The sequence below is a fragment of the Amnibacterium sp. genome, assembly GCF_036559085.1.
GTDB lineage: Bacteria > Actinomycetota > Actinomycetes > Actinomycetales > Microbacteriaceae > Amnibacterium.
Map to the genome: position 1 here is coordinate 1 of NZ_DATBTU010000060.1, position 23,626 is coordinate 23,626.

Consider the following 23,626-nt stretch of genomic DNA (forward strand, 5'->3'; position numbering starts at 1 on the left):
TTCGGCCGCGCGGGGCGCTCGAGCACCGTGCCGGTCGCGGCGGCCGCCCGGCGGACGAGGCGGGGCCGCAGGACGAGGAGCGCCAGCGCGATCGCGACCAGCGACGCGGTGAAGACGATCGCGCCCGCCCAGCTGCCGTCGTCGCGCAGCGCGTAGACGTGGTTGAGGTTCCGGATCGCGCCGGTCGCGAGCACGAGGAACACGTGCACCGCGGTGAAGGCGACGAGCGCGAGCATCGTCCACCAGTGGATCCGCTTCGTCAGCCGAAGCGGGAGCACGCGGTCGAGCATCCGCAGCCGCGGCGCGAAGCCGGGCGCGAGCCGGAGCCCGGTGAGCACGGCGAGCGGGCCGGCGACGAAGACGACGCCGAAGTAGCTGAGCGCCTGGAGGCCGTTGTAGTCGATCCAGCCGTTCGTCGAGGGCCAGTCGAGGGAGGCGTACTGGAGGGCGGCCGACGCGGCGGCCGGCACGATCGCCCAGTCGGTGGGCACGATCCGCATCCACTGCCCGGTGGTGAGCAGCAGCACGACGAACACGACGCCGTTCAGCACCCAGAGGGTGTCGCCGACGTAGTGCGACCAGAGGCCGAGCGGGATGCGCACCGGCGGGTTCGCGGTGCGGATGGGGCCGTCGTTGCGCCGCGTCCAGAACACGGCCGGCCGGTCGGCGCGGTGCAGGCGCCACCCCGAACGCACGGTGAGGAGCAGGAAGAGGGCGTTGAGGCCGTGCTGCCAGGCGAGCCAGGCCGGGAACCCGACGGGGGCGCCGGTGGGCAGGGGCGCGGCGCCGGGATAGGCGTGCACGAACGCGGTGCCCGCCGGGGTCGCGCGGAACAGCCGCGCGAGGAGCACCACCGCGACCGCGGCGATGACGAGGACCACGACGGCGACGACCAGGCGCCGGTCCACGGAGCGACGGGCGGCGGGTTGGTCCGCCCCCCGGGCGGTCACGCGAGGGTGGCGGCGAGGCGCCGGATCCGCGCCAGGGTCTCCTCGCGGCCGAGCAGGGCGAGGGACTCGAACAGCGGCGGCGAGACCCGGCGGCCGGAGGTGGCGACGCGGACCGGGCCGAACGCGAGGCGCGGCTTCAGGCCCATCCGCTCGACGAGCGCGTCCTGCAGCGCCTGCTGCACCGACTCGGTGCTCCAGTCGCCGACACCGGTGAGGGCCTCGTCGGCGGCGGCGAGCACGCCCGCGGTGTCGCCTTTCAGCGACGCGAGCGCCTCGTCCTCGTACACGAGCCCGTCGGCGGTGGTGAAGAAGGAGCCGAGCAGGCCCGGCGCCTGGCCGAGCAGCTGCATCCGCTCCTGGACGAGCGGAGTCAGCTCGGCGAGCAGCGCGAGCTGCTCCTCCGACGGGTGCTCGGGCAGCACATCGGCGAGCTGGAGGTACGGCACCATCCGCGCGGCGAGGTCGGCGGGGTCGAGCAGGCGGATGTGGTCGCCGTTGATCGACTCGGCCTTCCTCAGGTCGAAGTGCGCGGGGTTCGGGTTCACCTGGCCGGCGTCGAACGCGGCCGCCATCTGCTCGCGGCTGAACACGTCCTGGTCGGGCGCGAGCGACCAGCCGAGCAGCGCGAGGTAGTTCAGCAGCCCCTCGGGGATGAAGCCCCGCTCGCGGTGCAGGAAGAGGTTCGACTCCGGGTCGCGCTTCGAGAGCTTCTTCGTGCCCTCGCCGAGCACGAGCGGGAGATGCCCGAAGCGCGGGATCCACTCGGCCACGCCGATGTCGATCAGCGCGTGGTAGAGCGCGATCTGCCGCGGGGTCGAGGGCAGCAGGTCCTCGCCGCGGAGCACGTGCGTGATGCGCATGAGGGCGTCGTCGACCGGGTTGACGAGCGTGTAGAGCGGCAGTCCGCCGGGGCGCACCAGCACGAAGTCGGGGAACGAGCCGGCCGGGAACGTGATCGGGCCGCGGACGAGGTCGTCGAAGGAGAGGTCCTCGTCGGGCACGCGGAGGCGCAGCGCCGGCTGGCGGCCCTCGGCGCGGTAGGCGGCCTTCTCGGCATCCGTGAGGTCGCGTTCCCAGTTGCCGTAGCCCTGCTGCACCGCCCGGCCCTCGGCCCGGTTGCGGGCCTCGATCTCCTCGGCGGTGAGGTAGCTCTCGTACAGGTGGCCGGATGCGGTGAGCCGCTCGATGACGTCGCGGTAGATCTCGCCGCGCTGCGACTGCCGGTACGGGCCGTCCGGGCCGCCGACATCGATGCCCTCGTCCCAGTCGAGGCCGAGCCAGGTGAGCGCCTCGACGATCTGGCCGTACGACTGCTCGCTGTCGCGGGCGGCGTCGGTGTCCTCGATCCGGAACACGAAGGTGCCGCCGGTGTGCCGGGCTGTCGCCCAGTTGAAGAGCGCGGTGCGGACGAGGCCCACATGGGGCAGGCCGGTCGGCGAGGGGCAGAAGCGCACCCGGACGTCGGAGCCGGTGGCGGACGTGACGGGATGGCGCTCGCTCATTGCGCCCCCAGCCTACCGACCCGCGCCCATGCCTCCCCCGGCCGCCCATCCGCCCGCCCACCACCGCGGGGGTTGCCACTCGTGGCGACTTCACGCGCGGAGAAGTCACCACCAGTGGCAACCCCTCAGCGGGTGGCGTCAGGCGTGCACGACCGCCAGTGCGGCCACCGCGATGAGGGCCCACGCCGACAGGCCGGCGACGGCCGTGCGCATCCCGGTGCCCGCGAGAGCCCGGAAGCGGATGCCCGACCCGAGCCCGAACAGCGCCATCCCGAGCAGCACCGTCTGCAGCACTTGCGCTGCGCTCAGCACGGGCGCCGGGATGGGAAGGAGGCTGCGCAGGGCGACCGCGACGACGAAGCCGGCGACGAAGAGGGGGACGATCGGGGCCGTCACGCCGCCCTGGACGCTCCCCCGCATCCGGAGCACGAGTCCGGTGCCGGCGACGAGCGGGGCGAGCAGCAGCACGCGGAGCAGCTTCACGACGATGGCGACCGCGAGCGCCGCGGATCCCCACTCCTGCGCGGTGGCGACGACCTGCCCGACGTCGTGGACGCCGGCGCCGGTCCAGCGCCCGAACTCGTTGACGGTCATCCCGACCGCGCCGGCGACGAGGGGCAGCACCACGATCGCGAGGGTGCCGCAGAGCGTCACCAGCGCGACGGGCCGCGACTGCTCACGGGCGTCGCTGCGGGTCACCGCCGCCATCGCGCCGATCGCCGAGGCGCCGCAGATGGCGAAGCCGGCCGCGAAGAGCAGCGGCTCGTGGCCCGGCAGGCGCGCGATCCGCCCGATGACGTAGGTGCCGGCGAAGGCGAAGGCGGTGACGCCGATCACGGCCAGGATCGTCAGCCAGCCGAGGTGCAGCAGGTCGCCGACGACGAGCTGCAGGCCGAGCAGCACGACACCGATGCGCATGCAGCGCTTCGCCGCCGTGGCCAGGCCGGGCTTCAGCGGCCCGTCGAGCACCGCGACGGCCGCCGGCACCTGCGCCGCGATGACGCCGAGCAGCACGCAGACGGTGAGCAGCGGCACCCCCGGCAGCACGAGGTGCACGAGCGCGCCGATGCCGACGGCCGCGAGCGCGACGGCGAGCCCGGGCAGCTGCCGGATCACACCCGGTTGCGGGCGGGGTTGACCAGGCGGCCGATGCCCTGGATCTGGATCTCCACCGTCTGGCCGTCGACGAATCCGCCGAGCCCGGCCGGGGTGCCGGTGAGGATCAGGTCGCCGGGCAGCAGCGTCCAGATGTCCGAGACGAACTCGATGATCTCGGGGATGCTGTGGATCATGTCGCGGGTGTTGCCGTGGCGGCGCGGCTCCCCGTCGACGAAGGTCTGGATCTCGAGGCCGTGGCGGTCGATCTCGGTCTCGATCACGGGTCCGATCGGGCAGAAGGTGTCGTAGCCCTTCGCGCGCGCCCACTGGCCGTCGGCGAACATCTGGTCGCGGGCGGAGACGTCGTTGGCGATCGTGTAGCCGAAGATCACGTCGTCGGCGTCCTCGGCCCGCACGCGCTTCGCCACGGCACCGATCACGATCGCGAGCTCGCCCTCGTGCACGATCCGGCCCTCGACGGGCGGGATCTGGATGGCGTCGCCGGGACCGATGATCGCGGTGTTCGGCTTCAGGAAGATGACCGGCCGGTCGCTCGAGCCGGGCGCGAGCTCGGCCTTGTGCTCCGCGTAGTTCATCCCGACGCAGACGATCTTCGAGCGCGGGATCACCGGGGCGAGCAGCTTCGCCTCCGCGATCGGGACACGCTCCCCCGTCGTCTCGAAGCCCTGGAACATCGGATCGCCGGCGAGGACCACCAGGTCCTCGTCGTCGACGATGCCGAACTGCGGGTCGCTGCCTCCGGAGGTGAACCGCGCGATCTTCACGGGAACGAGCCTAGAGCGCTGCGGATGGAGGTGCGTCCGAGTGCCGCGACCTGCCGTGCGCATGCAGGAATCCGCTGATGAGCGCAGAATCGACGCATGCCCGAGCTGCCGGAGGTCCACGCCCTCGCCGCCGACCTGCGGCAGCGGATGGTCGGCCGGACGGTCGCCTCGCTGCTCGTGACGTCGATCGCCGCGCTGAAGACCTTCGACCCGCCGCCCTCGGACCTCGCCGGAGCCCCGGTGCGGGACGTGCAGCGGCACGGGAAGTTCCTCGACCTCACGATCGGCGACCTGCACCTCGTCGTGCACCTGGCGAAGATGGGCTGGATCCGCTGGAGCGACGCCCTGCCGCCCCTGACCCGCGGCGCCAGGAAGACGACCGCTGCCGCGCGGCTGGCCCTCGAGGACGGTGCCGGCATCACCATCACCGAGTGGGGGCCGAAGAAGCGGCTCGCGATCTGGATCGTGCACGACCCGGCGGACGTGCCCGGGATCGCGACGCTCGGACCGGATCCGCTCGATCCGTCGTTCACCGAGGAACGGTTCGCCGCGATCCTGGTGGGGTCCGGGCGGGCGCAGATCAAGGGCGTGCTGCGCGACCAGGACGTCATCGCGGGCATCGGGAACGCGTACTCGGACGAGATCCTGCACGTGGCGCGGATGTCGCCGTTCAAGCCGGCGGCGATGCCCGCCGACGACGTGGCGCGGCTCTACGAGGCCCTGCGGTCGACGCTGTCGGACGCGGTCGCGCGATCCGAGGGGCTCGCGGCGGCGGAGCTGAAGGGCGAGAAGAAGTCGGGCATGCGCGTGCACGGCCGAACCGGCGAGGCGTGCCCGGTGTGCGGCGACGTCGTGCGGCAGGTGCGGTTCGCGGACTCGAGCCTGCAGTACTGCGCCAGCTGCCAGACGAACGGCAAGCCCTTGGCCGACCGCGCCCTGAGCCGCCTGGGCATCTCCCTCACCTGAAGGTGTCTCCACCTCCTCGGCTGTTGCCACTTTTTGCGACCTTGACGCGCTCAAGGTCGCAAAAAGTGGCAACAGTCAGAGGCCGAGGGCCCGGCGGACGCGCGCGAGGAGGTCCGCGGGGTGGTTCAGGTCCTCCTGCGTCACTCGGATCACGCGCCAGCCCAGGTCCTGCAGGCGGTCGTAGCGAGTGATGTCCTTCCGGAACCTCGCCCGGTCGCGATGTCCGTCGCCCTCGTACTCCAGCACCACGTTGGCGCCGCGATAGACGAGATCGCACTCCGCAACGAACCGCCCCTGCTCGTCGACGATCGTGCCGTTGATCTCGGGTTCCGGCAGCCCGGCCGCGAGCAGCAGGAGCCGCAACTCGGACTCCTTCGCAGATCGCACGTTGCGACGAATCAGCCTGACCGCGCGCTCGAGCCGGATCGACATGGGCCTGTCACCGTCAGCCGCCGCGCCCACCAAGCGGTCGAGCATGACGGCGGTCTCGCGATGGTCCGGGGTGAGCAGGCTGTCTCCCGCGGCGACGAGGTCGGGGATGTGGAGCTGGGTCGCGAGCTGGCACCAGGTCTCCAAAGGACTGGCGAGGCGCACCCCATCGTGCTCCACGACGAGGCCGGGGCGATCGACGAGGTGATGCCCCTTCACGCCCCGGTCCCTCGGTGCGCGTGCGGGCTTGCGCACCGACACGTGCAGCAGCGTCGACTGCTCGAGATCGAGGGGTAGCCACATGCCGTATATCACCGCAGCGGTCGAGTGGCTGAAGAACTCGGCGGGCCCCATCTTCAGGGCGTAGATGCGCGCGAGGGTGACGACCGGATGCTGCGGAGCTGGTTCATCCTCTCCAGGGGCCACTCGCACGCCGGCGAAGGGGCGGTCGAGGTCCCTCCCCCGCACTCGTGAGGGCGAGAGGCCGGCGTGGTGCGCCTCCTGGATGCCGAATGCACGGCCTTTCAGAGACTCGGGAAGCGGTGACGGGCGAGCGACCATCCCGGGATGGTGGCGGCGATCCGCCTCCCTTGGGCGCCAGGGCCCGAGTTCGCGTCCCATCCCGCGACCCGCTCACCCTGTGGAGGAGCCGACGACTGACGGTTGCCACTTCTTGCGAGCTTGACGGCGCCAAGATCGCAGAAAGTGGCAACAGCCAAACGAGAGGGAGGGAGGGGGTCAGGCGAGGCGGCGCATCCAGTCGTGGTGGTCCTCGCGCCGGCCGTACTGGATGTCGGTGAGCTCCTCGCGGAGGCTCATCGTCAGCGCCCCGGCGGGTGCGTCGAGCGACCCGACCGTGAAGTCGCGCGCTTTCAGCACCCCGATCGGCGTGATGACCGCCGCGGTCCCGCACGCGAAGACCTCGGTGATCGCCCCGGAGGCGACACCGTCGCGCCACTCCTCGATCGGCACGCGCCGCTCCTCGACGGTGTGCCCGCGGTCCTCCGCGAGACGGATGACGCTCGACCGCGTGATGCCCTCGAGGATCGTCCCGGAGAGCGCAGGCGTCACGACCCGGCCGTCGCCGTAGACGAAGAAGACGTTCATCCCGCCGAGCTCCTCGACGTAGCGCCGCTCCTCGGCGTCGAGGAACACCACCTGCTGGCAGCCCTGCTCGTACGCCTCCGCCTGCGGCAGCAGGCTCGCGGCGTAGTTGCCGCCGGTCTTCGCGGCGCCCATGCCGCCGCGGCCGGCGCGCGTGTAGTCCTGCGACAGCCAGATCGACACGGGCCGCACGCCGCCAGGGAAGTAGGCGCCGGCCGGCGACGCGATCACGTGGAAGTCGACGGCCTGCGCCGCCCGAACCCCGAGGAACGCCTCGCTCGCGATCATGAACGGACGCAGGTAGAGGCTCGTCTCCGGCGCGGACGGCACCCACGCGGCGTCCACCTCGACGAGCCGTTTGATCGCCTCCACGAACAGCGCCTCGGGGAGCTGGGGCAGCGCGAGGCGCTCGGCCGAGCGCTGCATCCGCCGGGCGTTCGCCTCGGGCCGGAACGCCCAGATCGAGCCGTCGGCGTGCCGGTAGACCTTCAGCCCCTCGAAGATCTCCTGCGCGTAGTGCAGCACGGAGGCGGCCGGGTCGAGGTGCAGCGGGCCGTAGGGCACGATCCGGGCGTCGTGCCAGCCCTCGCCGATCGTCCAGGAGATCGTCGCCATGTGGTCGGTGAAGTGCTTGCCGAAGCCGGGGTCGGCGAGGATCGCCTCCCGCTCCGCCGCCGCCTTCGCGGTCGCGGAGGGCGTGGTCGAGAAGGCGATCGGGATCGTCGCGGTGTCGGTCATCATGCTCCCTCAGCGGGCAGCGCGGCGAGCACCGCGTCCCCGATCTCGGTGGTGGTGCGGGCGCGCCCGTCCCGGGCGGCGAGGTCGGTGAGCACCGCTGCGGCGACACGACCGGCGGCCTCCAGGAGGCCGAGGTGGTCGAGCAGCAGCGACGCGGACAGGATCGCGGCGGTCGGGTCGGCCTTGCCGGTCCCCGCGATGTCGGGCGCCGAGCCGTGCACCGGCTCGAACATCGACGGGAAGGCGCCGGACGGGTTGAGGTTCGCGGATGCGGCGAGGCCGATGCCGCCGCCGATCGCCGCGGCGAGGTCGGTGAGGATGTCGCCGAACAGGTTGTCCGTGACGATCACGTCGAAGCGGGCCGGGTCCGTGACGAGGAAGATCGTGGCCGCGTCGACGTGCAGGTAGTCGACGACGACGTCCGGGTACTCCTCCCCCACCTCGTCGACGATCCGCCGCCACAGCGCGCCCGAGAAGGTGAGCACGTTCGTCTTGTGCACGAGCGTGAGGCGGTTGCGGCGCTCGGCGGCCTTCGCGAACGCGTAGCGCACCACCCGCTCGACCCCGTAGGCGGTGTTCACGCTCACCTCGGTGGCGATCTCCGCCGGCGTCCCCTCGCGCAGCCGGCCGCCGTTGCCGACGTACGGGCCCTCCGTGCCCTCGCGAACGACCACGAAGTCGACGGCGCCCGGATCCTTCAGCGGGCTCGGGAACCCGGGGTAGAGCACCGTGGGCCGCAGGTTCACGTAGTGGTCGAGCGCGAACCGCAGCTTCAGCAGCAGCCCCCGCTCGATGTTCGCGCCCGCGAGCCGCGGATCGCCGGGCCTGCCGCCGACGGCTCCGAGCAGGATCGCGTCGTGCCCGGCGATCTCGGCGAGCTCGGCGTCGGGCAGCACGTCACCGGTCTCGAGGTACCGCGCCGCCCCCAGGGAGAACGCCGTGGTCTCGACCACGACCTCCCGGCGGACGGCCCCACGCAGCACTTTCAGCGCCTCCGCGACGACCTCGGGTCCGATGCCGTCGCCACCGATGACGGCGAGGCGGATGGTGCGGGTCATGCCGGTGCTCCCTGGGTTCGCTGGTCCCCTCAGGCTAGCGAGCGGACCCGGGCGATGCCGTCACTCGACGGGCGCCGGCCCGGGCAGCGGCTCGCCCTCGATGTACACGGTGCGCGGCAGCACCTGCCCGCGGAAGAACGCCGGGTTCTTCGCCCAGTAGATCGCCATGAAGACGAACCCGATCAGGAGGCCGAGCACGCCCACGACCGCTTCCGCGCCGATCCCGAAGATCGTCACGTTCTTGCCCGCGTCGTCCGTCAGCCAGTCGGGAGCCGCGAAGGAGATGAGGCCGTAGACGAAGATGGCCGCGAGCGACAGGAACCCGAGCAGCGGGAACAGCCCCCGGAACACGAAGTTGCGGACGCTCGAGAACAGGGTCCTCCGGAAGAACCAGGTGCAGGCGAGCCCCGTGAGGCCGTAGTAGAAGGCGATCATCAGGCCGAGCGAACCGATCAGCGCGTTCAGCAGGTTGAGGCTGATCGCGGTGAAGACGAGGAACAGCACGGCGGACACGAGCCCCATGCCGATCGTCGACCACGTGGGAGTCAGGAACCGCGGGTGGATGCGCGAGAACCTGCTCGGGATCGCCTTGTGCACCGCCATCGAGAGGGTGGTGCGGGCGGTCGGCAGGATGGTCGTCTGGGTGGAGGCGGCGGCACTCGTGAGGATCGTCGCCGCGAAGAGCACCTGCAGCACCGAGCCGATGCCCGAGCTGCCGAAGACGGCGGGCGCCATCGCGGAGAACACGTCGCCGGAGGTGGCCGGGTTGCCGAGGCCGATGCCCTTCGTGCCGATGCCGGCGAAGGAGACGGTGGCGACCGTGACGAGCAGATAGGTCACGAGCAGCAGCACGGTCGAGATCACGGCGGCGCGGCCCGGCGTGCGGGTCGGGTCCTTCGTCTCCTCGTTGACGGAGACGGCGCTGTCCCAGCCCCAGTAGATGAAGATCGCGGTGAGCAGGGCCGGCGCGATCACGCTGCCGAAGTCGAGGCCGAGGGGGTTGAACCAGTCCCAGGAGAAGGCGATCGAGTGGCCGGCGACACCGTTGCCCGTGCTGACGCGGACGAGCGCGATGGTGGAGAACACCAGGAGCATCAGCACCTCGAAGCCGAGCAGGAAGATCTGCAGCCGCGCGGAGATCTCGATGCCGCGGTAGCAGATCCAGGTCATGAGCGCGATCCAGACGAGCCCGACGATCGTGGAGGCCCAGTAGTTGCCGCCGAGTGCCGCCACCTGGGGCAGCCCGAAGCCGCCGATGAACACGAAGCTGTACTGCCCGGCGATGTAGGCCAGGTTCGACATGACGATGATGTCGGCGATGACGACGCCCCAGCCGCCCATCCAGCCGGTGACGGCGCCGAACGCGCGGCTCGCCCAGGCGAACGTGGTGCCGCAGTCCGGGTCGACCTGGTTCAGCTCCTTGTACGCCTGCGCGATGAAGTACATCGGGATGAACGCGAGCAGCACGATCGCGGGCGCCTGCTTGCCGGCGAGGATGGCGCCTCCGCCGGTGGCGACGATGAAGCCGAGGCTCGCGGCGAGGCTGTAGGCCGGAGCGGTGGACGCCACGCCCACCACCACGCTGCCGAACAGGCCGATGGCGCCGGACTTCAGTCCTTTGCCGCCGTCGAAGTTCGCGTTCGCCGCGGAATCGCTGATCAAGGTCTTGGACACGGGGGGCGCGCCTTCCTCTCGGGAGTGGCGCACGACGGTGTCCGCCACTGGACCACGCGAACCTAGCGACGCTGTGTGTCGTGCGGATTACGCGGCCGTCCGCGCGATCCTAAGGGCATCCCGTCCGTCGACGCATCATTCGACGACGAGATCGATGGATTTCAGCGTCGTGGCACGGATCCGTGCGCGCACGTCGGCGAGCACGTCGGCGGCCGCGGGCGAGTCGATCGTCAGCACGCTGAGCGCCTCGCCGCCGGCGGCCCGGCGGGCGATCTGCATGGCCGCGATGTTGATGCCCGCCTCCCCGAAGGCGGCGCCGTACTGCGCGACGATGCCGGGCCGGTCGGTGTAGGTGAAGACCACGTGGTGGCCCGCGAGCGGCACCTCGACGTCGTAGCCCTCGATCTCCGTGATCTTCTCCACCTGCTTCGGTCCGGTGAGCGTGCCCGACACCGAGTGGGTGCCGCCGTTCGTCGTCGCGCCGCGCACGCTGATCACGTTGCGGTACTCGTCGCTGACGGAGTCGGTGATCAGCCGCACCTGCATCCCGCGCTCCTCGGCGAGCAGCGGCGCGTTCACGTAGCTGACGTTCTCGCTCACCCCGCTCATGAAGACGCCCTTCAGCGCCGCGAGCTTCAGGACGCTGACGTCGTAGTCGGCGAGCTCGCCGCGCACCTCGACGTCGAGGCTGGTGATCGGGCCGTCGGCGAGGCCGGCGAAGACCTGGCCGAGCTTCTCGACGAGCGGGATGCCCGGCCGTACGTACGGATCGATGACGCCGCCGGCCACGTTGACCGCGTCCGGCACCAGCTCGCCGCCGAGGGCGAGCCGCACGCTGCGCGCGACGGCGATGCCCGCCTTCTCCTGCGCCTCGTCGGTGGAGGCGCCGAGGTGCGGCGTGACCTGCAGGTGCGGCTGCGCGATGAGGGCCGAGTCATTCGGGGGCTCGCTGACGAAGACGTCGAGCGCGGCGCCGGCGATCCGGCCGCTGCCCAGCGCATCCGCGAGCGCGGCCTCGTCGACGATGCCGCCGCGGCTCGCGTTCACGATGCGCAGCGACGGCTTGGCGCGGGCGAACTCGGCGGCGCCGATCAGCCCCGTCGTCTCGGGCGTCTTCGGGATGTGCACGGTGATGAAGTCGCTCTGCGCCATCAGGTCGGGCAGCGACAGCAGGGTGACGCCGAGCTGCTGGGCGCGCGCGGGCGTCACGTAGGGGTCGTAGGCGACGAGCTGAACGCCGAACGGCGCGAGCCGCTGCGCCACCAGCGTGCCGATCCGGCCGAGCCCGACGACGCCGACGGTCTTCTCGTAGAGCTCGACGCCGGTGAACCGGGAGCGCTTCCACTCCCCCGCCTTCAGCGAGGCGTGCGCCTCGGGGATGTGGCGGGCGAGGGCGAGCAGGTGCCCGATGGCGAGCTCCGCGGCCGAGACGATGTTCGAGGTCGGCGCGTTGACGACCATGACGCCCGCCTTGGTCGCGGCGGGGATGTCGACGTTGTCGAGCCCGACGCCGGCCCGGGCGATGACCTTGAGGCGGGAGGCGGCGGCGATGGCCTCCTCGTCGATACGCGTCGCGGAGCGCACGAGCACCGCGTCGGCGTCCGCCAGCGCCGCGAGCAGCGCGGGGCGGTCCGTGCCGTCGACGTCGCGGATGTCGAAGTCGGGGCCGAGCGCGTCCACGGTCGCGGGCGAGAGCTGTTCGGCGATCAGAACGACGGGCTTGGTCACGTACGCATCCCTCTCCGGCGCCCCGATGCGGGGCGAACGAGCGGGAATCAGCCTATTGGGAGCCTCGACACGCCCCGGCCGATGTGACGCCGTGCAACCGGCACCGCGGACCGGGCGCGGTCGGGCGGGCTCAGGCGCCGGACCGGGCGCGGAACAGCGGCAGCAGGTCGCCGAAGAGCGGATGCGCCGGCTCGATGCCCGTGATGACGGTCACCGCCCCGTCCGGCTCCTCGCGCCGCAGGATCGCCTGCAGCTCGACGCTCTCGGCGTCCTCGGGCACGTCGAAGGCGAGGGCGGCCTCGACCGCTCGGACGAGCGCGTCGTGCGGCATCCCGCGCTCGGCGAGCTGCGAGGCGGGACCGATGAAGCGCTCCGCGCGGCTCAGCTTCCGCAGCGGCCCGCGGCCCACGCGCTCGACCGTGTCCGGCAGCTCCGGGTTCGACAGCCGGCCGAGGATCTTCTCCCCGTACGCCCGCTGCTCCCCCTCGTCGAGCCCGAACTTCGCGACGAGCAGGGCACGGGTCTCGCCGATCGCCGCTTCGACCTCGCCGCGGATCCACGCATCCGTCATGGCGTCCGTGATCGAGTGCACGCCCTGCCGGAAGCCGTGGTACGCCGCGGTCGCGTGCGCGGTGTTGACGGTGAAGAGCTTGCGCTCGATGAACGGCGCGAGGTCGTCGACCCAGTGGACGCCGGTGATCTCGGGCGGCTCCCCGCCGAACGGCGTGCGGTCGATGACCCACTCGAAGAACGGCTCCAGCGTCACGTCGAGGCCGGCCCCCGGGTCCTGCGCGGGCACGATGCGGTCGATCGCGGTGTTCGCGAACACCGCCGTGGCGTCGAGGGCGTCGGCGAGCGCCTCGGGCAGCCCGGCGCGGACGAGGGCCTGGAGCCCGTCGGTGGCGTTGATCGCGTTCTCGCACGCGAAGACCGCGAGCCGCTCGCCCTCGACGACGTCCTCGCCGGACTCGATCCGGCGCTGGATGCCGCGGGCGATCACGGGCGCGACGAACGGCAGCACCCGGGGCCCCACGGCGGTGGTGACGACGTCGGCGGTGGCGATCTCCTCGATCAGCGCGCCCTCCTCGGTGCGGCTGTTCACGGCGCGGAAGTCGGTGACGACATGGCTGCGGCCACCGGCCCCGATCTCGTGCACGGTGTAGGAGTCCGCGGCGCGCAGCTGGTCGATCAGGTCGTCGGCGACATCCGCGAACACGACCTCGTAGCCGCTCTCATGGAGCAGCTGCCCCACGAACCCGCGTCCGATGTTGCCCGCCCCGAAATGCACCGCTTTCACCGTCGGCACGCTACCGCAGGCCGATCCGGGCGGATCAGCGGACGCCGATGCCCGCCTGGAAGAACGCGAGCAGGCTGAGCGTGAGCGCCTCGGAGGCGGCGAACGCGACGAGCAGCACGAGGGCGAAGGTGCCCGGCGACCGCTTCCGGGCGAGCAGGACGGCGAGGGCGTAGGCGGCCAGCGGCACGACCACCCCGCCGCCGAGCACGAGCCAGGCGAACGCGGACAGCGACCGGTGCAGCACGGCGGCGAAGCCGGCCCAGGCGAGCAGGTTCGACATCGCGCCGAGCAGCTCCCACAGGAAGGCGAGCAGGAAGGCGAGGGCGATGGCGAGCCGCAGGCCGGGGCGGCTCGGCGTCTCTGCGACGGCGCTCACAGCAGCCCCAGCAGCGCGGGCCACGGCAGCAGCAGCAGGGCGCCGAGCGAGAGCCAGGCGAAGCGGCGCGAGCGGCGCCGGATCCGCGTGGCGGCGAGCCCGAACCAGAGCAGGGGCGCCGCGACCGCCGCGACACGGCCGACCACGTTGATCCCGAAGGCCGTCGCACCGAGCGCACCGGCGCCGGGGTCGAGGGTGGCCTCGATCGTCGCGGAGAAGACGCTCCGCACCCAGCCGATCGTCTCGAGCACCGCTATCCCGCCGAGGATCCCGAGCGCGACGAGCGTCATCCCGCCCGAGGAGGCGCCGGCCGCTGGGCCGGCCTCGGCCGTGCGCACGGGCCTCGCGATCTCCTGCTCGTCGCCCGCCCAGGAGAGCGCCTCGTCGTCGGGATCGTCGGCCATGGTGCAACGATCCTCCCAGGCTCGGCGCGGGCCTCGCGCCGATCCCCCATCCGGATGCGCTCTACTGGCCGGATGCGGATGGATGCGCCGAGCGCGATCCGGGGCGTGCTCGCCGCGGCCCTGGCGACGATGGGTGTGCTGCACTTCACGCCGGGGCCGTCCCGAACGATGGCCGCCATGATCCCGCCGGCCCTGCGCAGGCCGGGGGTGCCGTCGCCCCGGACCCTCGTGGCGGTCACCGGGTGCTGCGAGCTGGCCGGCGCGGCCGGGCTGCTGATGCCGTCGACACGGCGCGCCGCCGGGGTGGCCCTGCTGGCGTTCTACGGCGCCGTCCTCCCGGCGAACGCCTACGCGGCCCGGCATCCCGACCGGTTCGGCCCGGTGGCCATGCCGATCGTGCCGCGCACGCTGCTCCAGATCGGCATCGCTGCGGCCACCGCGTACGGCGCGTTCGCTCAGCGACCGGCGGGCCGCGCCACCTGACCGACGAGGTCCATGGTCCGCACGGGCACCTCGCGCACGTCGGCGCCCGCGTACGGCGCCTCGATCATCATCCCGGCGCCCGAGTAGATGGTCGTGTGATACATGTCGCCGCGGCCGTCGGTGTAGAAGAGCAGGTCGCCCGGCTGCACGTCCGCGAACGGGACGAGATGCCCCTCCGCCTTCTCCAGCGCGTACTGCGCGGTGGCCGAGTGCGGCCCGATGTCGATGCCGACGGAGGCGTACGCGCCCATCGTGAGGCCGGAGCAGTCCCAGGCGTGCGGGCCCTCCGCCGCGAACACGTACGGGTCGCCGATGTGCGCCCGCGCGAACGCGACCGCCTTGCCCGCCGGCGTCGTCGCGGTGGCCGCGACCGCCTTGGGGTCGCAGAGCGGCTGGTGGTGCTTCCCCGCGAGGTAGTCGCACGCCACCTTCTCGCTGGTCCGCTGGAGGACCGCGAGGTCGAGCACGAGCTCCTGCTCGTGCTGCTGGGCGGTGCGGACCGCCTTCGCCGAGGACTGCGACGCCGCCTTCGCCGCCGCAGCCGCCTTCGCGGCGGCCTCGGCGGCCGCCGTGGCCTTCGTCGCGGCCTGCGCCGCCGCGACCTTCGCGCCGGCCGCGGTGCGCTCGTCGTCGATCGCCTGCTGGTACACCTCGGCCGCGACGGAGGAGAGCTGGGTCGCCGTGCTGAGGCCCTGGAGGGTGCCGCCCGAGATGCGGCTGTTCAGCACCAGCGAGAGCGGCAGGGTGCCGAGATCCGTGCGGGCGAGCTGCGCGGCGAGCGCGCTCGCGCGGGCGCGGGAGGCGTGCGCGGTCGCGGCGGCCGTGGCGGCCTCCGTGTCCGCCGCGGCCTTCGCCGCCGTCGCGGCGTCCAGCGCGTTCTTCGCGGCCAGGTAGTGCTCATCGGCGACCTGCGAGGCCCGGCCGGCGGCATCCGCCTGGTGCTGCAGCGCGATCACCTGCTCGCCGATGCGGGTGACCTCCGCCGCCTGCGCCTTCGCCGACCGCTGCGCGGCGAGCAGCTCGTCGAGCGTCGGGTAGTGGATGACCGGCGTCTTCGGCTTCGCCTCGGCCGTCGGCTTCGCTGCCGCCGTGCCGGTGGGCGTGGGGCTCGGGCTCGAGCGCGCCGTCGTGCGCGCACTCGGCGTCGGGCTGGGGGCCGGCGTCGCGGCGAACGCGGCGGTGCCGCCGCCCAGCACGAGGGCGAGCGTCAGCGCGACGGCGCCTCCCGCCGAACCGCAGCGGCGGCGTCCGGCCGACTCGCGCACGATCCCGCCCTCCTCCGGCGGCGCCTCACGGGCGACCTGGGTGGGTCGCCTCAGCGGAGGGTCCGCTCGAGGGGGCCGGACGGCCGCGCCGTGCTCGCGCACCGATCGGCCTACCTAGGGCTATTGGACTCCTCGAACGCGCGGCGTGCCAGCCCTTGGTTCCAGTCCTTGGCGAACGCGCAGCGAACGGCGGCTCGCTCGGGCGGCTCAGCCGCTGAAGCGGGCGACCTGGCCGACGAGCTGGTAGCCGCGCACCGGCACCTCGCGCACGTTCTGGCCCTCGTACGGCGCCTCGATCATGTTGCCGTTCCCGGAGTAGATCGTGACGTGGTACATGTCGCCGTTGCCATCCGTGTAGAACAGCAGGTCGCCGGGCTGACGGTTGGCGTAGGAGACGAGCTTGCCCTGGCTGGCGGCGAGGTTGTACTGGCCGGTGGCGGTGTGGCCGCCGATACCGATCCCCGCGGCGGCGTAGGCGGCCATGGTGAGGCCGGAGCAGTCCCAGGCGTTCGGGCCGGCGGCGGCGAAGACGTACGGGTCGCCGATGTGCGACCGGGCGAAGGCGATCACCCGGGCGGCGACGGAGGCGTTGGCCGGCAGGTTGGAGACGGAGGACGAGGACGAGGACGAGCCGCCCCCGCTGGACCCGGAGGGCGCCGACGGACGGGGCAGCAGCGCGGCGAGCTCCGCCTGCAGGGCCTGCTCGCGGCGGCGCTGGCCGTCCACCACGTCCTTCGCAGCCTTGGCGTCGCGCTTCGCCTGGTCGAACGCGGCCTTGGAGCGGTCGGCGGCCGACTGCGCGGTCGTCGCCGCGTCCGAGGCCTTCGACTCGAGCACCTTCGCGGTGTGCTCGTCGTTCTTGGCGTCGGTGAAGATCTGGGTGGACTGCACCGAGAGCTGCGACATGCGGCTGACCCGGTAGAGCACGCGCGTGGCGCCTCCCCCGTCGAGGATGAGGCCGGCGGCCTGGTCTGCGCTGCTCGTACGCGCCAGGTTCGCGGCGACGACCGCTGCGCGGGCGCGGGACTTCAGCGCCTTGGCCGTGGCGGCGGCGGCGACCTTCTGCGCTGCGGTGTAGCGCTGGGCGGCCCGGCCCGCGGCGGCCTTCGCACTGAGGTAGTGCTCGTCGGCGACCTGGGACGTGCGGCCGGCGGCGTCCGCCGACTTCTGCAGCCCCGCGATGCAGGTCGTCAGCGTGTCGACGGCCTTGCGGATGTCCGCGGCCGACTTGGACGCCGGGTGGACGCTCTCGCAGGTCGGCTGGCCGGATGGCGCCGCTGCTGCCGAGCCGAGGCCGACGCCCGCGAGGGAGACGGCGACGAGCGCGGTGACGGTCGTGGTCACGATTCGGCGCGTGGCTCTGCTGGGCACGTGCGGCCTCCTACGTGGATCCGCATCGCAGGGAATCCATCGGGTGGTGTCGACCCGGGCCTTGGGGTAGGCGTCAGCAGGGGTGTGCTGGACCGGGTCGCGAACGGGGTGGGGTCGCGATGCGCAGCCTTGGGGGTGGCTGCCGCGCATGACCGTAGCAGTGCTGCAGCGCCAGCGCACACCCTGGGCGTTATCGGAATGTGATCTGGACACGCCGTATCGAGCATCTGTGCGCCCAGGAAAGTGTGGGCGGCCCGGATCCAGGGTCTGACGGAGCCCTCACGGCACCGCCGCAGCGCGCTCACAGCGGGCCTCGAGGAACGCGCGGAGAAGCGCCCGCCACCCGCGCGACGGGCCACTTCGGGCGAGACGGGCGTCCGATGACGCCCGCAGGTGCCCGAAGCCGCCCGGCCCCTCCTGCACCACCGCCGGGGGCGCCGGCATAGCACGAAGGGCGCGTGCCCCGGCAGGAGCACGCGCCCTTCGACGTCAGGAAGGATCAGCGGGCGACTGAGCCCTCCACGTAGTCGTCGGAGGTGTTGCGCCAGGCGAACAGCTTGCGGAGCTCGCGGCCGACCTCCTCGATCGGGTGCTCCTCACCCTTCTTGCGCAGCTCGAGGAACTCCTTGCCGCCGTTGTCCTGGTCCTCGATGAACCGCTTGGCGAACGTGCCGTCCTGGATGTCCTTCAGCACGGCCTGCATGTTCTGCTTCACCTCGGGCGAGATGACGCGGGGACCCGAGACGTAGTCGCCGTACTCGGCCGTGTCGGAGATGCTCCAGCGCATCTTCGCGATCCCGCCCTCCCAGATGAGGTCGATGATCAGCTTCAGCTCGTGCAGCACCTCGAAGTACGCGATCTGCGGCTGGTAGCCGGCCTCGGTGAGCGTCTCGAAGCCGTACTGGATGAGCTGCGTGAGGCCGCCGCAGAGCACGGACTGCTCACCGAAGAGGTCGGTCTCGGTCTCCTCGGTGAACGTGGTCTTGATGCCGCCGGCGCGGAGGCCGCCGATCGCCTTCGCGTACGACCAGGCGAGGTCCCAGGCCTGCCCGGTGGCGTCCTGCTCGACGGCGACGATCACGGGCACGCCGCGGCCGGCCTCGAACTCGCGCCGCACGGTGTGGCCGGGGCCCTTCGGGGCGACCATGACGACGTCGACGCCCTTCGGGGCGGTGATGTAGCCGAAGCGGATGTTGAAGCCGTGCCCGAAGAGCAGCGCCTTGCCGTCGGCGAGGTTCGGGGCGATGTCGTCCGCGTAGAGGTGCCGCTGCACCTGGTCGGGAGCGAGGATCACGATGAGGTCCGCCCACTTGGCGGCGTCGGCGGGCGTGTGGACGCGGAATCCGGCGTCCTCGGCCTTCGGGCGGCTCTTCGAGCCCTCGGGCAGGCCGACGACGACCTCGACCCCGGAGTCGCGGAGGTTCTGGGCGTGGGCGTGGCCCTGCGAGCCGTACCCGATCACCGCGACCTTCTTGCCCTGGATCAGGGAGAGGTCGGCGTCGCTGTCGTAGACGATCTCGGTCATGGCGGGGCCTTTCGTTCTGGTTCGGATGCGCGCTGAGGCGCGGTCAGGATCGGGGGATGCGCTCGGTGATGCTCTTCGGGCCGCGGCCCATGGCGAGCAGGCCCGACTGCGCGAGCTCGCGGATGCCGTAGGGCTCGAGCATCTTCAGCAGCCCGGCGGTGCGCTGCGACCCGGCGACGAGCTCGATGACCAGCGCCTCCTGGGTCACGTCGACGACGGAGGCGCGGAAGAGCTCGACGATCTCGAGCACCTGCGGCCGCGTGCCGGCGTCGACCTTCACCTTCACGAGCACGTGCTCGTGGAGCACGCTCTGCGAGGGCTCGAGCTCGACGATCTTGATCACGTTGATCAGCTTGTTCAGCTGCTTCGTGACCTGCTCGAGCGGCAGGTCCTCCACGTCGACCACGGCGGTGATCCGGGACAGGCCCGGCACCTCCGAGTGGCCGACCGCGAGCGACTCGATGTTGAAGCCGCGGCGGGCGAAGAGGCCGGCGACGCGGGTGAGCAGGCCGGGCTTGTCCTCGACGAGCAGGGACAGGACGTGGCTCATCGGGGAGCGCCGGGGTTCGCGGGCGGCGCGGCGTCGTTCTGCGGGTCGACGACCGGGACCGCGGCGAGGTCCGCATCCTTGCCGTCGGGCGTCTCGTCGCCGTCCCACGACGGCGCGTGGTCGCGGGCGTACTGCACGTACGAGTTGCTGACCCCCTGCGGCACCATCGGCCACACCATCGCGTCGGCGGACACGACGAAGTCGATGACGACCGGCCGGTCGTTCGTCTCGATCGCCAGCTTGATCGCGGCGTCGACGTCCTCCTCGCGCTCCACCCGGATGCCGAGGGCGCCGTAGGCCTCCGCGAGCTTCACGAAGTCGGGGACCCGCCTCGTGCCGTGACCGGTGTTCAGGTGCGTGTTCGAGTAGCGGCCGTCGTAGAACAGGGTCTGCCACTGCCGCACCATGCCGAGCGACGAGTTGTTGATGACCGCGACCTTGATCGGGATCTCGTTCAACGTGCAGGTCGCGAGCTCCTGGTTGGTCATCTGGAAGCAGCCGTCGCCGTCGATCGCCCAGACGATCCGGTCGGGCTGCGCGACCTTCGCACCCATGGCGGCCGGCACGGCGTACCCCATGGTCCCGGCGCCGCCGGAGTTCAGCCACGAGTTCGGCCGCTCGTACTTGATGAACTGGGCCGCCCACATCTGGTGCTGGCCGACGCCGGACGCGTAGACCGCCTCCGGGCCGCTGATCGCGCCGATCCGCTCGATCACGTACTGCGGCGACAGGTGGCCGTCCGTGGTCGGGGCGTAGCCGAGGGGGAACTCCGCCTGCAGCCCGTGCAGATAGGTCCACCAGTCGGCGTATCGGTCGGCCGGGGTCGCCGTCGCGTCGCCGGCCGTCACGGCACGGAAGGCGGCCGCGAGCTCGGCGCAGACCTCCTTCGCGTCCCCGACGATCGGCACCTCGGCGAAGCGGATCTTGCCGATCTCGGCGGGGTCGATGTCGATGTGCACGACCTTCGCCTTCGGGGCGAACAGCGAGGCCTTGCCGGTCACGCGGTCGTCGAACCGCGCGCCGATCGAGATGAGGAGGTCCGCCTCCTGCAGGGCGAGCACCGCGGGGACGGTGCCGTGCATGCCCGGCATGCCGAGGTTCGACGGATGCGAGTCCGGGAAGGCGCCTCGCGCCATCAGCGTCGTCACGGCGGGCGCGCCGGTGGCGTCCGCGAGCTCGAGCAGCTCCGCGGAAGCCTCAGCCCGGATGACGCCGCCACCCACGTAGAGCACCGGCTTCTTCGCCGAGGCGAGCAGCTGGGCCGCCGCCTGGACCTGCTTGCCGTGCACCTTCGCGATCGGGCGGTACCCGGGCAGGTCGAGCTTCACCGGCCACACGAACGGCGCGGTCGCCTGCTGCGCGTCCTTCGTGATGTCGACGAGCACGGGGCCGGGTCGCCCGGTGGAGGCGATGTGGTAGGCCGACGCGATCGCCGCGGGGATCTCCCCGGGCGTCGTCACGAGGAAGGAGTGCTTCGTGATCGGCATCGTGATGCCGACGATGTCGGCCTCCTGGAACGCGTCGGTGCCCATCAACGTCGAGAAGACCTGGCCGGTGATCGCGAGGATCGGCACGGAGTCCATGTAGGCGTCCGCGATCGCCGTGACGAGGTTCGTCGCACCAGGGCCGGACGTCGCGATGGCGACGCCGACCTTGCCCGACGACGCCGCGTATCCCTCGGCCGCGTGGCCGGCGCCCTGCTCGTGACGCACGAGGATGTGCCGGATCTTCTCGGTGTCCATCAGCGGGTCGTAGACCGGCAGGATCGCGCCGCCGGGCAGGCCGAAGACGTCGGTGACGCCGAGCAGCTCGAGCGTGCGGACGACCGCCTGGGCGCCGGTGAGCAGCTCGGGCTCGGGGACCCGGGTGACGTGCTCGGCGGCCGGACGCGGCCGGACGGCGGAGGGCAGCGGGGTGGAGATCGGTGTCGACATGGACCTGTCCGTATCCGAGAGGGGTCAGCCCGTGACGGCGCCGACGGCGGCCGAGTGCACGAGCTTGGAGTACTTGGCGAGCACGCCACGGGTGTACCGGGGAGGCAGCGGCGCCCAGCCGGCTCGGCGGGCCTGGAGCTCTGCCTCGTCGACGAGTAGGTCGAGCGTGCGTGCGGCGATGTCGACCCGTATCGGGTCACCGTCGCGCACGAAGGCGATCGGACCTGCGTCCACCGCCTCCGGTGCGATGTGGCCGATGCACAGGCCGGTTGTGCCGCCCGAGAATCTGCCGTCGGTCAACAGTAGTACGTCGCGACCGAGGCCGGCTCCCTTGATGGCGGCGGTGATCGCGAGCATCTCGCGCATCCCCGGGCCACCCTTCGGGCCCTCGTACCGGATGACGACCACGTCGCCGGCGGAGATCTCGCCGTTCGTGAGGGCGTCCATCGCGCCGCGCTCCCGCTCGAAGACCCGGGCGGGGCCCTCGAAGACGGCCGCGTCGAAGCCGGCGGTCTTCACGACCGCGCCCTCGGGCGCCAGCGACCCGGTGAGGATCGTGAGGCCGCCGGAGGCGTGGATCGGGTTGTCGAGGGTGCGCAGCACGGTGCCGTCGAGGGGGGCGATGTCCATCTCGGCGAGGTTCTCCGCGACCGTCTTACCGGTGACGGTGAGCGCGTCGCCGTGCAGCAGCCCCGCGTCGAGCAGCGCCTTCATCACGACGGGCACGCCGCCGACGCGGTCGACGTCGTTCATCACGAACCGGCCGAAGGGCTTCAGGTCGCCGATGTGCGGCACCCGCGAGCCGATGCGGTTGAAGTCGTCGAGCGTCAGCTCGACCTCCGCCTCGTGCGCGATCGCGAGGAGGTGCAGCACGACGTTCGTGGAGCCGCCGAAGGCCATGGCGACGGCGATCGCGTTCTCGAACGCCTCCTTCGTCAGGATGTCGCGGGCGGTGATGCCGAGCCGCAGGAGGTTCACGACGGCCTCGCCGGAGCGGTGCGCGAGGTAGTCGCGGCGGCGGTCGGCCGAGGGCGGCGCGGCGGAGCCGGGCAGCGCCATCCCGAGCGCCTCGGCGACCGACGCCATCGTGTTGGCCGTGTACATGCCGCCGCAGGAGCCCTCGCCGGGCGCGAAGGCGCACTCGATCCGCTTCGCGTCCTCCTCGCTCATCCGGCCGGCCTTCACGGCGCCGACCGCCTCGAACGAGTCGATGATCGTGATGTCCTTCTCCGTGCCGTCGGAGAGCTTGACCCAGCCGGGCGCGATCGAGCCGGAGTAGACGAAGACGCTGGCGAGGTTCAGCCGCGCCGCCGCCATGAGCATGCCGGGCAGCGACTTGTCACAGCCGGCGAGCAGCACGGAGCCGTCGAGGCGCTCGGCCTGCATGACCGTCTCGACCGAGTCGGCGATGACCTCGCGGGAGACGAGCGAGAAGTGCATCCCCTCGTGGCCCATCGAGATGCCGTCCGAGACGCTGACGGTGCCGAACTGCAGCGGGTAGCCGCCGCCGGAGTGCACGCCCTCCTTCGCCGCCTGCGCGAGGCGGTCGAGCGAGAGGTTGCAGGGCGTGATCTCGTTCCAGGAGCTCGCGATGCCGATCTGCGGCTTGTCCCAGTCCGCGTCGCCCATGCCGACGGCGCGGAGCATGCCGCGGGAGGTCGTGGCCTCGATGCCGTCCGTGACGACGCGGGAACGGGGCTTGACGTCGACGGGCGCGGAGGAGGGCTGATCCGACATGGCTTTCAGCGTACCGGCCGCGCCCGGCCCTCCCGGTCGTCCGGGCGGGCCCCTCGCGGCGGTGCGGCGCGCTCCCGGGCCGCTCCAGAGGCGGCCGACGGACCCCCATCCGGCGCTCGGATGCCGGAGGGGAGGATGGGGCCGTGGGCCCGGATCAGCTGCGGTGGTGGTTCGACGACTACCTCGAGGCCGCCAAGCGGCACGACCTCGAGGCGGTGCGGGAGCTGCTCGCGCCCGACGTGCGCCGCCAGGGCCTGCCGCGTGGGGCGGACGCTTGGCTCGAGGACGCCGCCGCGCTGCTCGCCGCGTTCCCGGACGTGCAGTGGAAGCGGATCCGCGTCGTCGTCGAGGAGGACCGGATCGCCGCGCACCTGCGGGCGCGCGGCACGCACCGAGGGCCGTTCCTCGGCGTCCCGGCGACCGGTCGGCACGTGAACTGGGCCGAGTTCGGCTTCTTCCGGATCGCCGGCGGGCGCGCGACCGAGTACGCGGGCGCGCTCGACGGCGCCGGTCTGCTGGAGCAGCTGCGGGGCTGACCGCGACAGCAGCGCGTCCCTGGAGGCGAGCCGGCCGGCCACGGGGGTTGCGTGCGGGCGGGCCACGGGTTGCCGCTCGTGGCGACTTCTCGCGCCCGCAAGTCACCACGAGTGGC

Annotated in this window: 21 protein-coding genes; 3 read left to right on the forward strand and 18 right to left on the reverse strand. The window is 72.2% G+C overall.

Translation table 11 applies throughout. The features are described 5' to 3' along the window. The 4 genes from VIG76_RS10665 to VIG76_RS10680 all read right to left on the reverse strand — a co-directional run. Nucleotides 1-908: cytochrome b/b6 domain-containing protein (locus VIG76_RS10665; RefSeq protein ID WP_331953908.1), on the reverse strand; the 908-nt coding region annotated here is incomplete at its 3' end. 38 nt (nt 909-946) lie between these two features. Continuing rightward, on the reverse strand, nt 947-2,452 hold the full coding sequence (gene gltX, locus VIG76_RS10670; protein WP_331953910.1) for a glutamate--tRNA ligase: 1,506 nt from the start codon (nt 2,450-2,452) through the stop codon (nt 947-949). Between the two features lie 138 nt (nt 2,453-2,590). Next, nucleotides 2,591-3,568, reverse strand: coding sequence for a YeiH family protein (locus VIG76_RS10675; RefSeq protein WP_331953912.1), 978 nt, complete (start codon nt 3,566-3,568; stop codon nt 2,591-2,593). Continuing rightward, nucleotides 3,565-4,335, reverse strand: coding sequence for a fumarylacetoacetate hydrolase family protein (locus VIG76_RS10680; RefSeq protein WP_331953914.1), 771 nt, complete (start codon nt 4,333-4,335; stop codon nt 3,565-3,567). Before VIG76_RS10680 ends, VIG76_RS10675 begins: the two co-directional genes overlap by 4 nt. A gap of 96 nt (nt 4,336-4,431) precedes the next feature. Here VIG76_RS10680 and VIG76_RS10685 point away from each other — a divergent pair, with 96 nt between their 5' ends. Next, on the forward strand, nt 4,432-5,301 hold the full coding sequence (locus VIG76_RS10685) for an Fpg/Nei family DNA glycosylase (RefSeq protein ID WP_331953916.1): 870 nt from the start codon (nt 4,432-4,434) through the stop codon (nt 5,299-5,301). A gap of 75 nt (nt 5,302-5,376) precedes the next feature. Here VIG76_RS10685 and VIG76_RS10690 read toward each other — a convergent pair whose 3' ends face one another. From VIG76_RS10690 to VIG76_RS10725, 8 genes are all read right to left on the reverse strand, one after another. After that, nucleotides 5,377-6,351, reverse strand: coding sequence for a hypothetical protein (locus VIG76_RS10690; RefSeq protein WP_331953918.1), 975 nt, complete (start codon nt 6,349-6,351; stop codon nt 5,377-5,379). A gap of 117 nt (nt 6,352-6,468) precedes the next feature. Then, the gene (locus VIG76_RS10695) at nt 6,469-7,575 is read right to left on the reverse strand and encodes a branched-chain amino acid aminotransferase (RefSeq protein ID WP_331953920.1); all 1,107 of its coding nucleotides are present in this window, start codon (nt 7,573-7,575) and stop codon (nt 6,469-6,471) included. Further along, nucleotides 7,572-8,630 (reverse strand): 3-isopropylmalate dehydrogenase, encoded by a 1,059-nt coding sequence (locus VIG76_RS10700; RefSeq protein ID WP_331953922.1) that lies wholly within the window; start codon nt 8,628-8,630, stop codon nt 7,572-7,574. The genes VIG76_RS10695 and VIG76_RS10700 overlap by 4 nt, the downstream gene beginning before the upstream one ends. A 60-nt stretch (nt 8,631-8,690) precedes the next feature. Then, complete coding sequence (locus VIG76_RS10705) at nt 8,691-10,304, reverse strand: APC family permease (RefSeq protein ID WP_331953924.1); 1,614 nt, start codon at nt 10,302-10,304, stop codon at nt 8,691-8,693. A gap of 135 nt (nt 10,305-10,439) precedes the next feature. Beyond that, nucleotides 10,440-12,032, reverse strand: a complete 1,593-nt coding sequence (gene serA / locus VIG76_RS10710; RefSeq protein ID WP_331953926.1) for a phosphoglycerate dehydrogenase — start codon at nt 12,030-12,032, stop codon at nt 10,440-10,442. Nucleotides 12,033-12,162: 130 nt separating this feature from the next. Then, nucleotides 12,163-13,329 (reverse strand): mannitol-1-phosphate 5-dehydrogenase, encoded by a 1,167-nt coding sequence (locus VIG76_RS10715; RefSeq protein ID WP_331953928.1) that lies wholly within the window; start codon nt 13,327-13,329, stop codon nt 12,163-12,165. Nucleotides 13,330-13,363: 34 nt separating this feature from the next. Further along, complete coding sequence (locus VIG76_RS10720; protein WP_331953930.1) at nt 13,364-13,705, reverse strand: hypothetical protein; 342 nt, start codon at nt 13,703-13,705, stop codon at nt 13,364-13,366. Beyond that, on the reverse strand, nt 13,702-14,109 hold the full coding sequence (locus tag VIG76_RS10725; RefSeq protein ID WP_331953932.1) for a hypothetical protein: 408 nt from the start codon (nt 14,107-14,109) through the stop codon (nt 13,702-13,704). Before VIG76_RS10725 ends, VIG76_RS10720 begins: the two co-directional genes overlap by 4 nt. Nucleotides 14,110-14,181: 72 nt before the next feature. Between VIG76_RS10725 and VIG76_RS10730 the strand changes: the two genes are divergently transcribed. Beyond that, nucleotides 14,182-14,592: a DoxX family protein gene (locus tag VIG76_RS10730; protein ID WP_331953934.1), complete on the forward strand. Its 411-nt coding sequence runs from the start codon at nt 14,182-14,184 to the stop codon at nt 14,590-14,592. On the opposite strand, the gene VIG76_RS10735 is transcribed toward VIG76_RS10730, so the two are convergent. The 6 genes from VIG76_RS10735 to ilvD all read right to left on the reverse strand — a co-directional run bounded on the left by VIG76_RS10735 (nt 14,565) and on the right by ilvD (nt 22,974). Beyond that, nucleotides 14,565-15,857: a C40 family peptidase gene (locus VIG76_RS10735; protein ID WP_331953936.1), complete on the reverse strand. Its 1,293-nt coding sequence runs from the start codon at nt 15,855-15,857 to the stop codon at nt 14,565-14,567. The two genes, VIG76_RS10730 and VIG76_RS10735, sit on opposite strands and share 28 nt — an antisense overlap. A 207-nt stretch (nt 15,858-16,064) precedes the next feature. Beyond that, the gene (locus VIG76_RS10740) at nt 16,065-17,228 is read right to left on the reverse strand and encodes a C40 family peptidase (RefSeq protein WP_331953938.1); all 1,164 of its coding nucleotides are present in this window, start codon (nt 17,226-17,228) and stop codon (nt 16,065-16,067) included. 499 nt (nt 17,229-17,727) lie between these two features. Further along, on the reverse strand, nt 17,728-18,753 hold the full coding sequence (gene ilvC, locus VIG76_RS10745) for a ketol-acid reductoisomerase (RefSeq protein ID WP_331953940.1): 1,026 nt from the start codon (nt 18,751-18,753) through the stop codon (nt 17,728-17,730). Between the two features lie 43 nt (nt 18,754-18,796). Next, nucleotides 18,797-19,303 (reverse strand): acetolactate synthase small subunit, encoded by a 507-nt coding sequence (gene ilvN / locus VIG76_RS10750; RefSeq protein WP_331953942.1) that lies wholly within the window; start codon nt 19,301-19,303, stop codon nt 18,797-18,799. Next, entirely contained in the window at nt 19,300-21,237 is a 1,938-nt protein-coding gene (locus tag VIG76_RS10755) for an acetolactate synthase large subunit (protein WP_331953944.1), read from the reverse strand. The genes ilvN and VIG76_RS10755 overlap by 4 nt, the downstream gene beginning before the upstream one ends. A gap of 24 nt (nt 21,238-21,261) precedes the next feature. Further along, nucleotides 21,262-22,974, reverse strand: coding sequence for a dihydroxy-acid dehydratase (gene ilvD / locus VIG76_RS10760; RefSeq protein ID WP_331953946.1), 1,713 nt, complete (start codon nt 22,972-22,974; stop codon nt 21,262-21,264). Between the two features lie 143 nt (nt 22,975-23,117). On the opposite strand from ilvD, the gene VIG76_RS10765 reads away from it, so the two are divergent. Next, nucleotides 23,118-23,510 (forward strand): ester cyclase, encoded by a 393-nt coding sequence (locus VIG76_RS10765; protein WP_331953948.1) that lies wholly within the window; start codon nt 23,118-23,120, stop codon nt 23,508-23,510. Nucleotides 23,511-23,626: the final 116 nt, after the last annotated feature.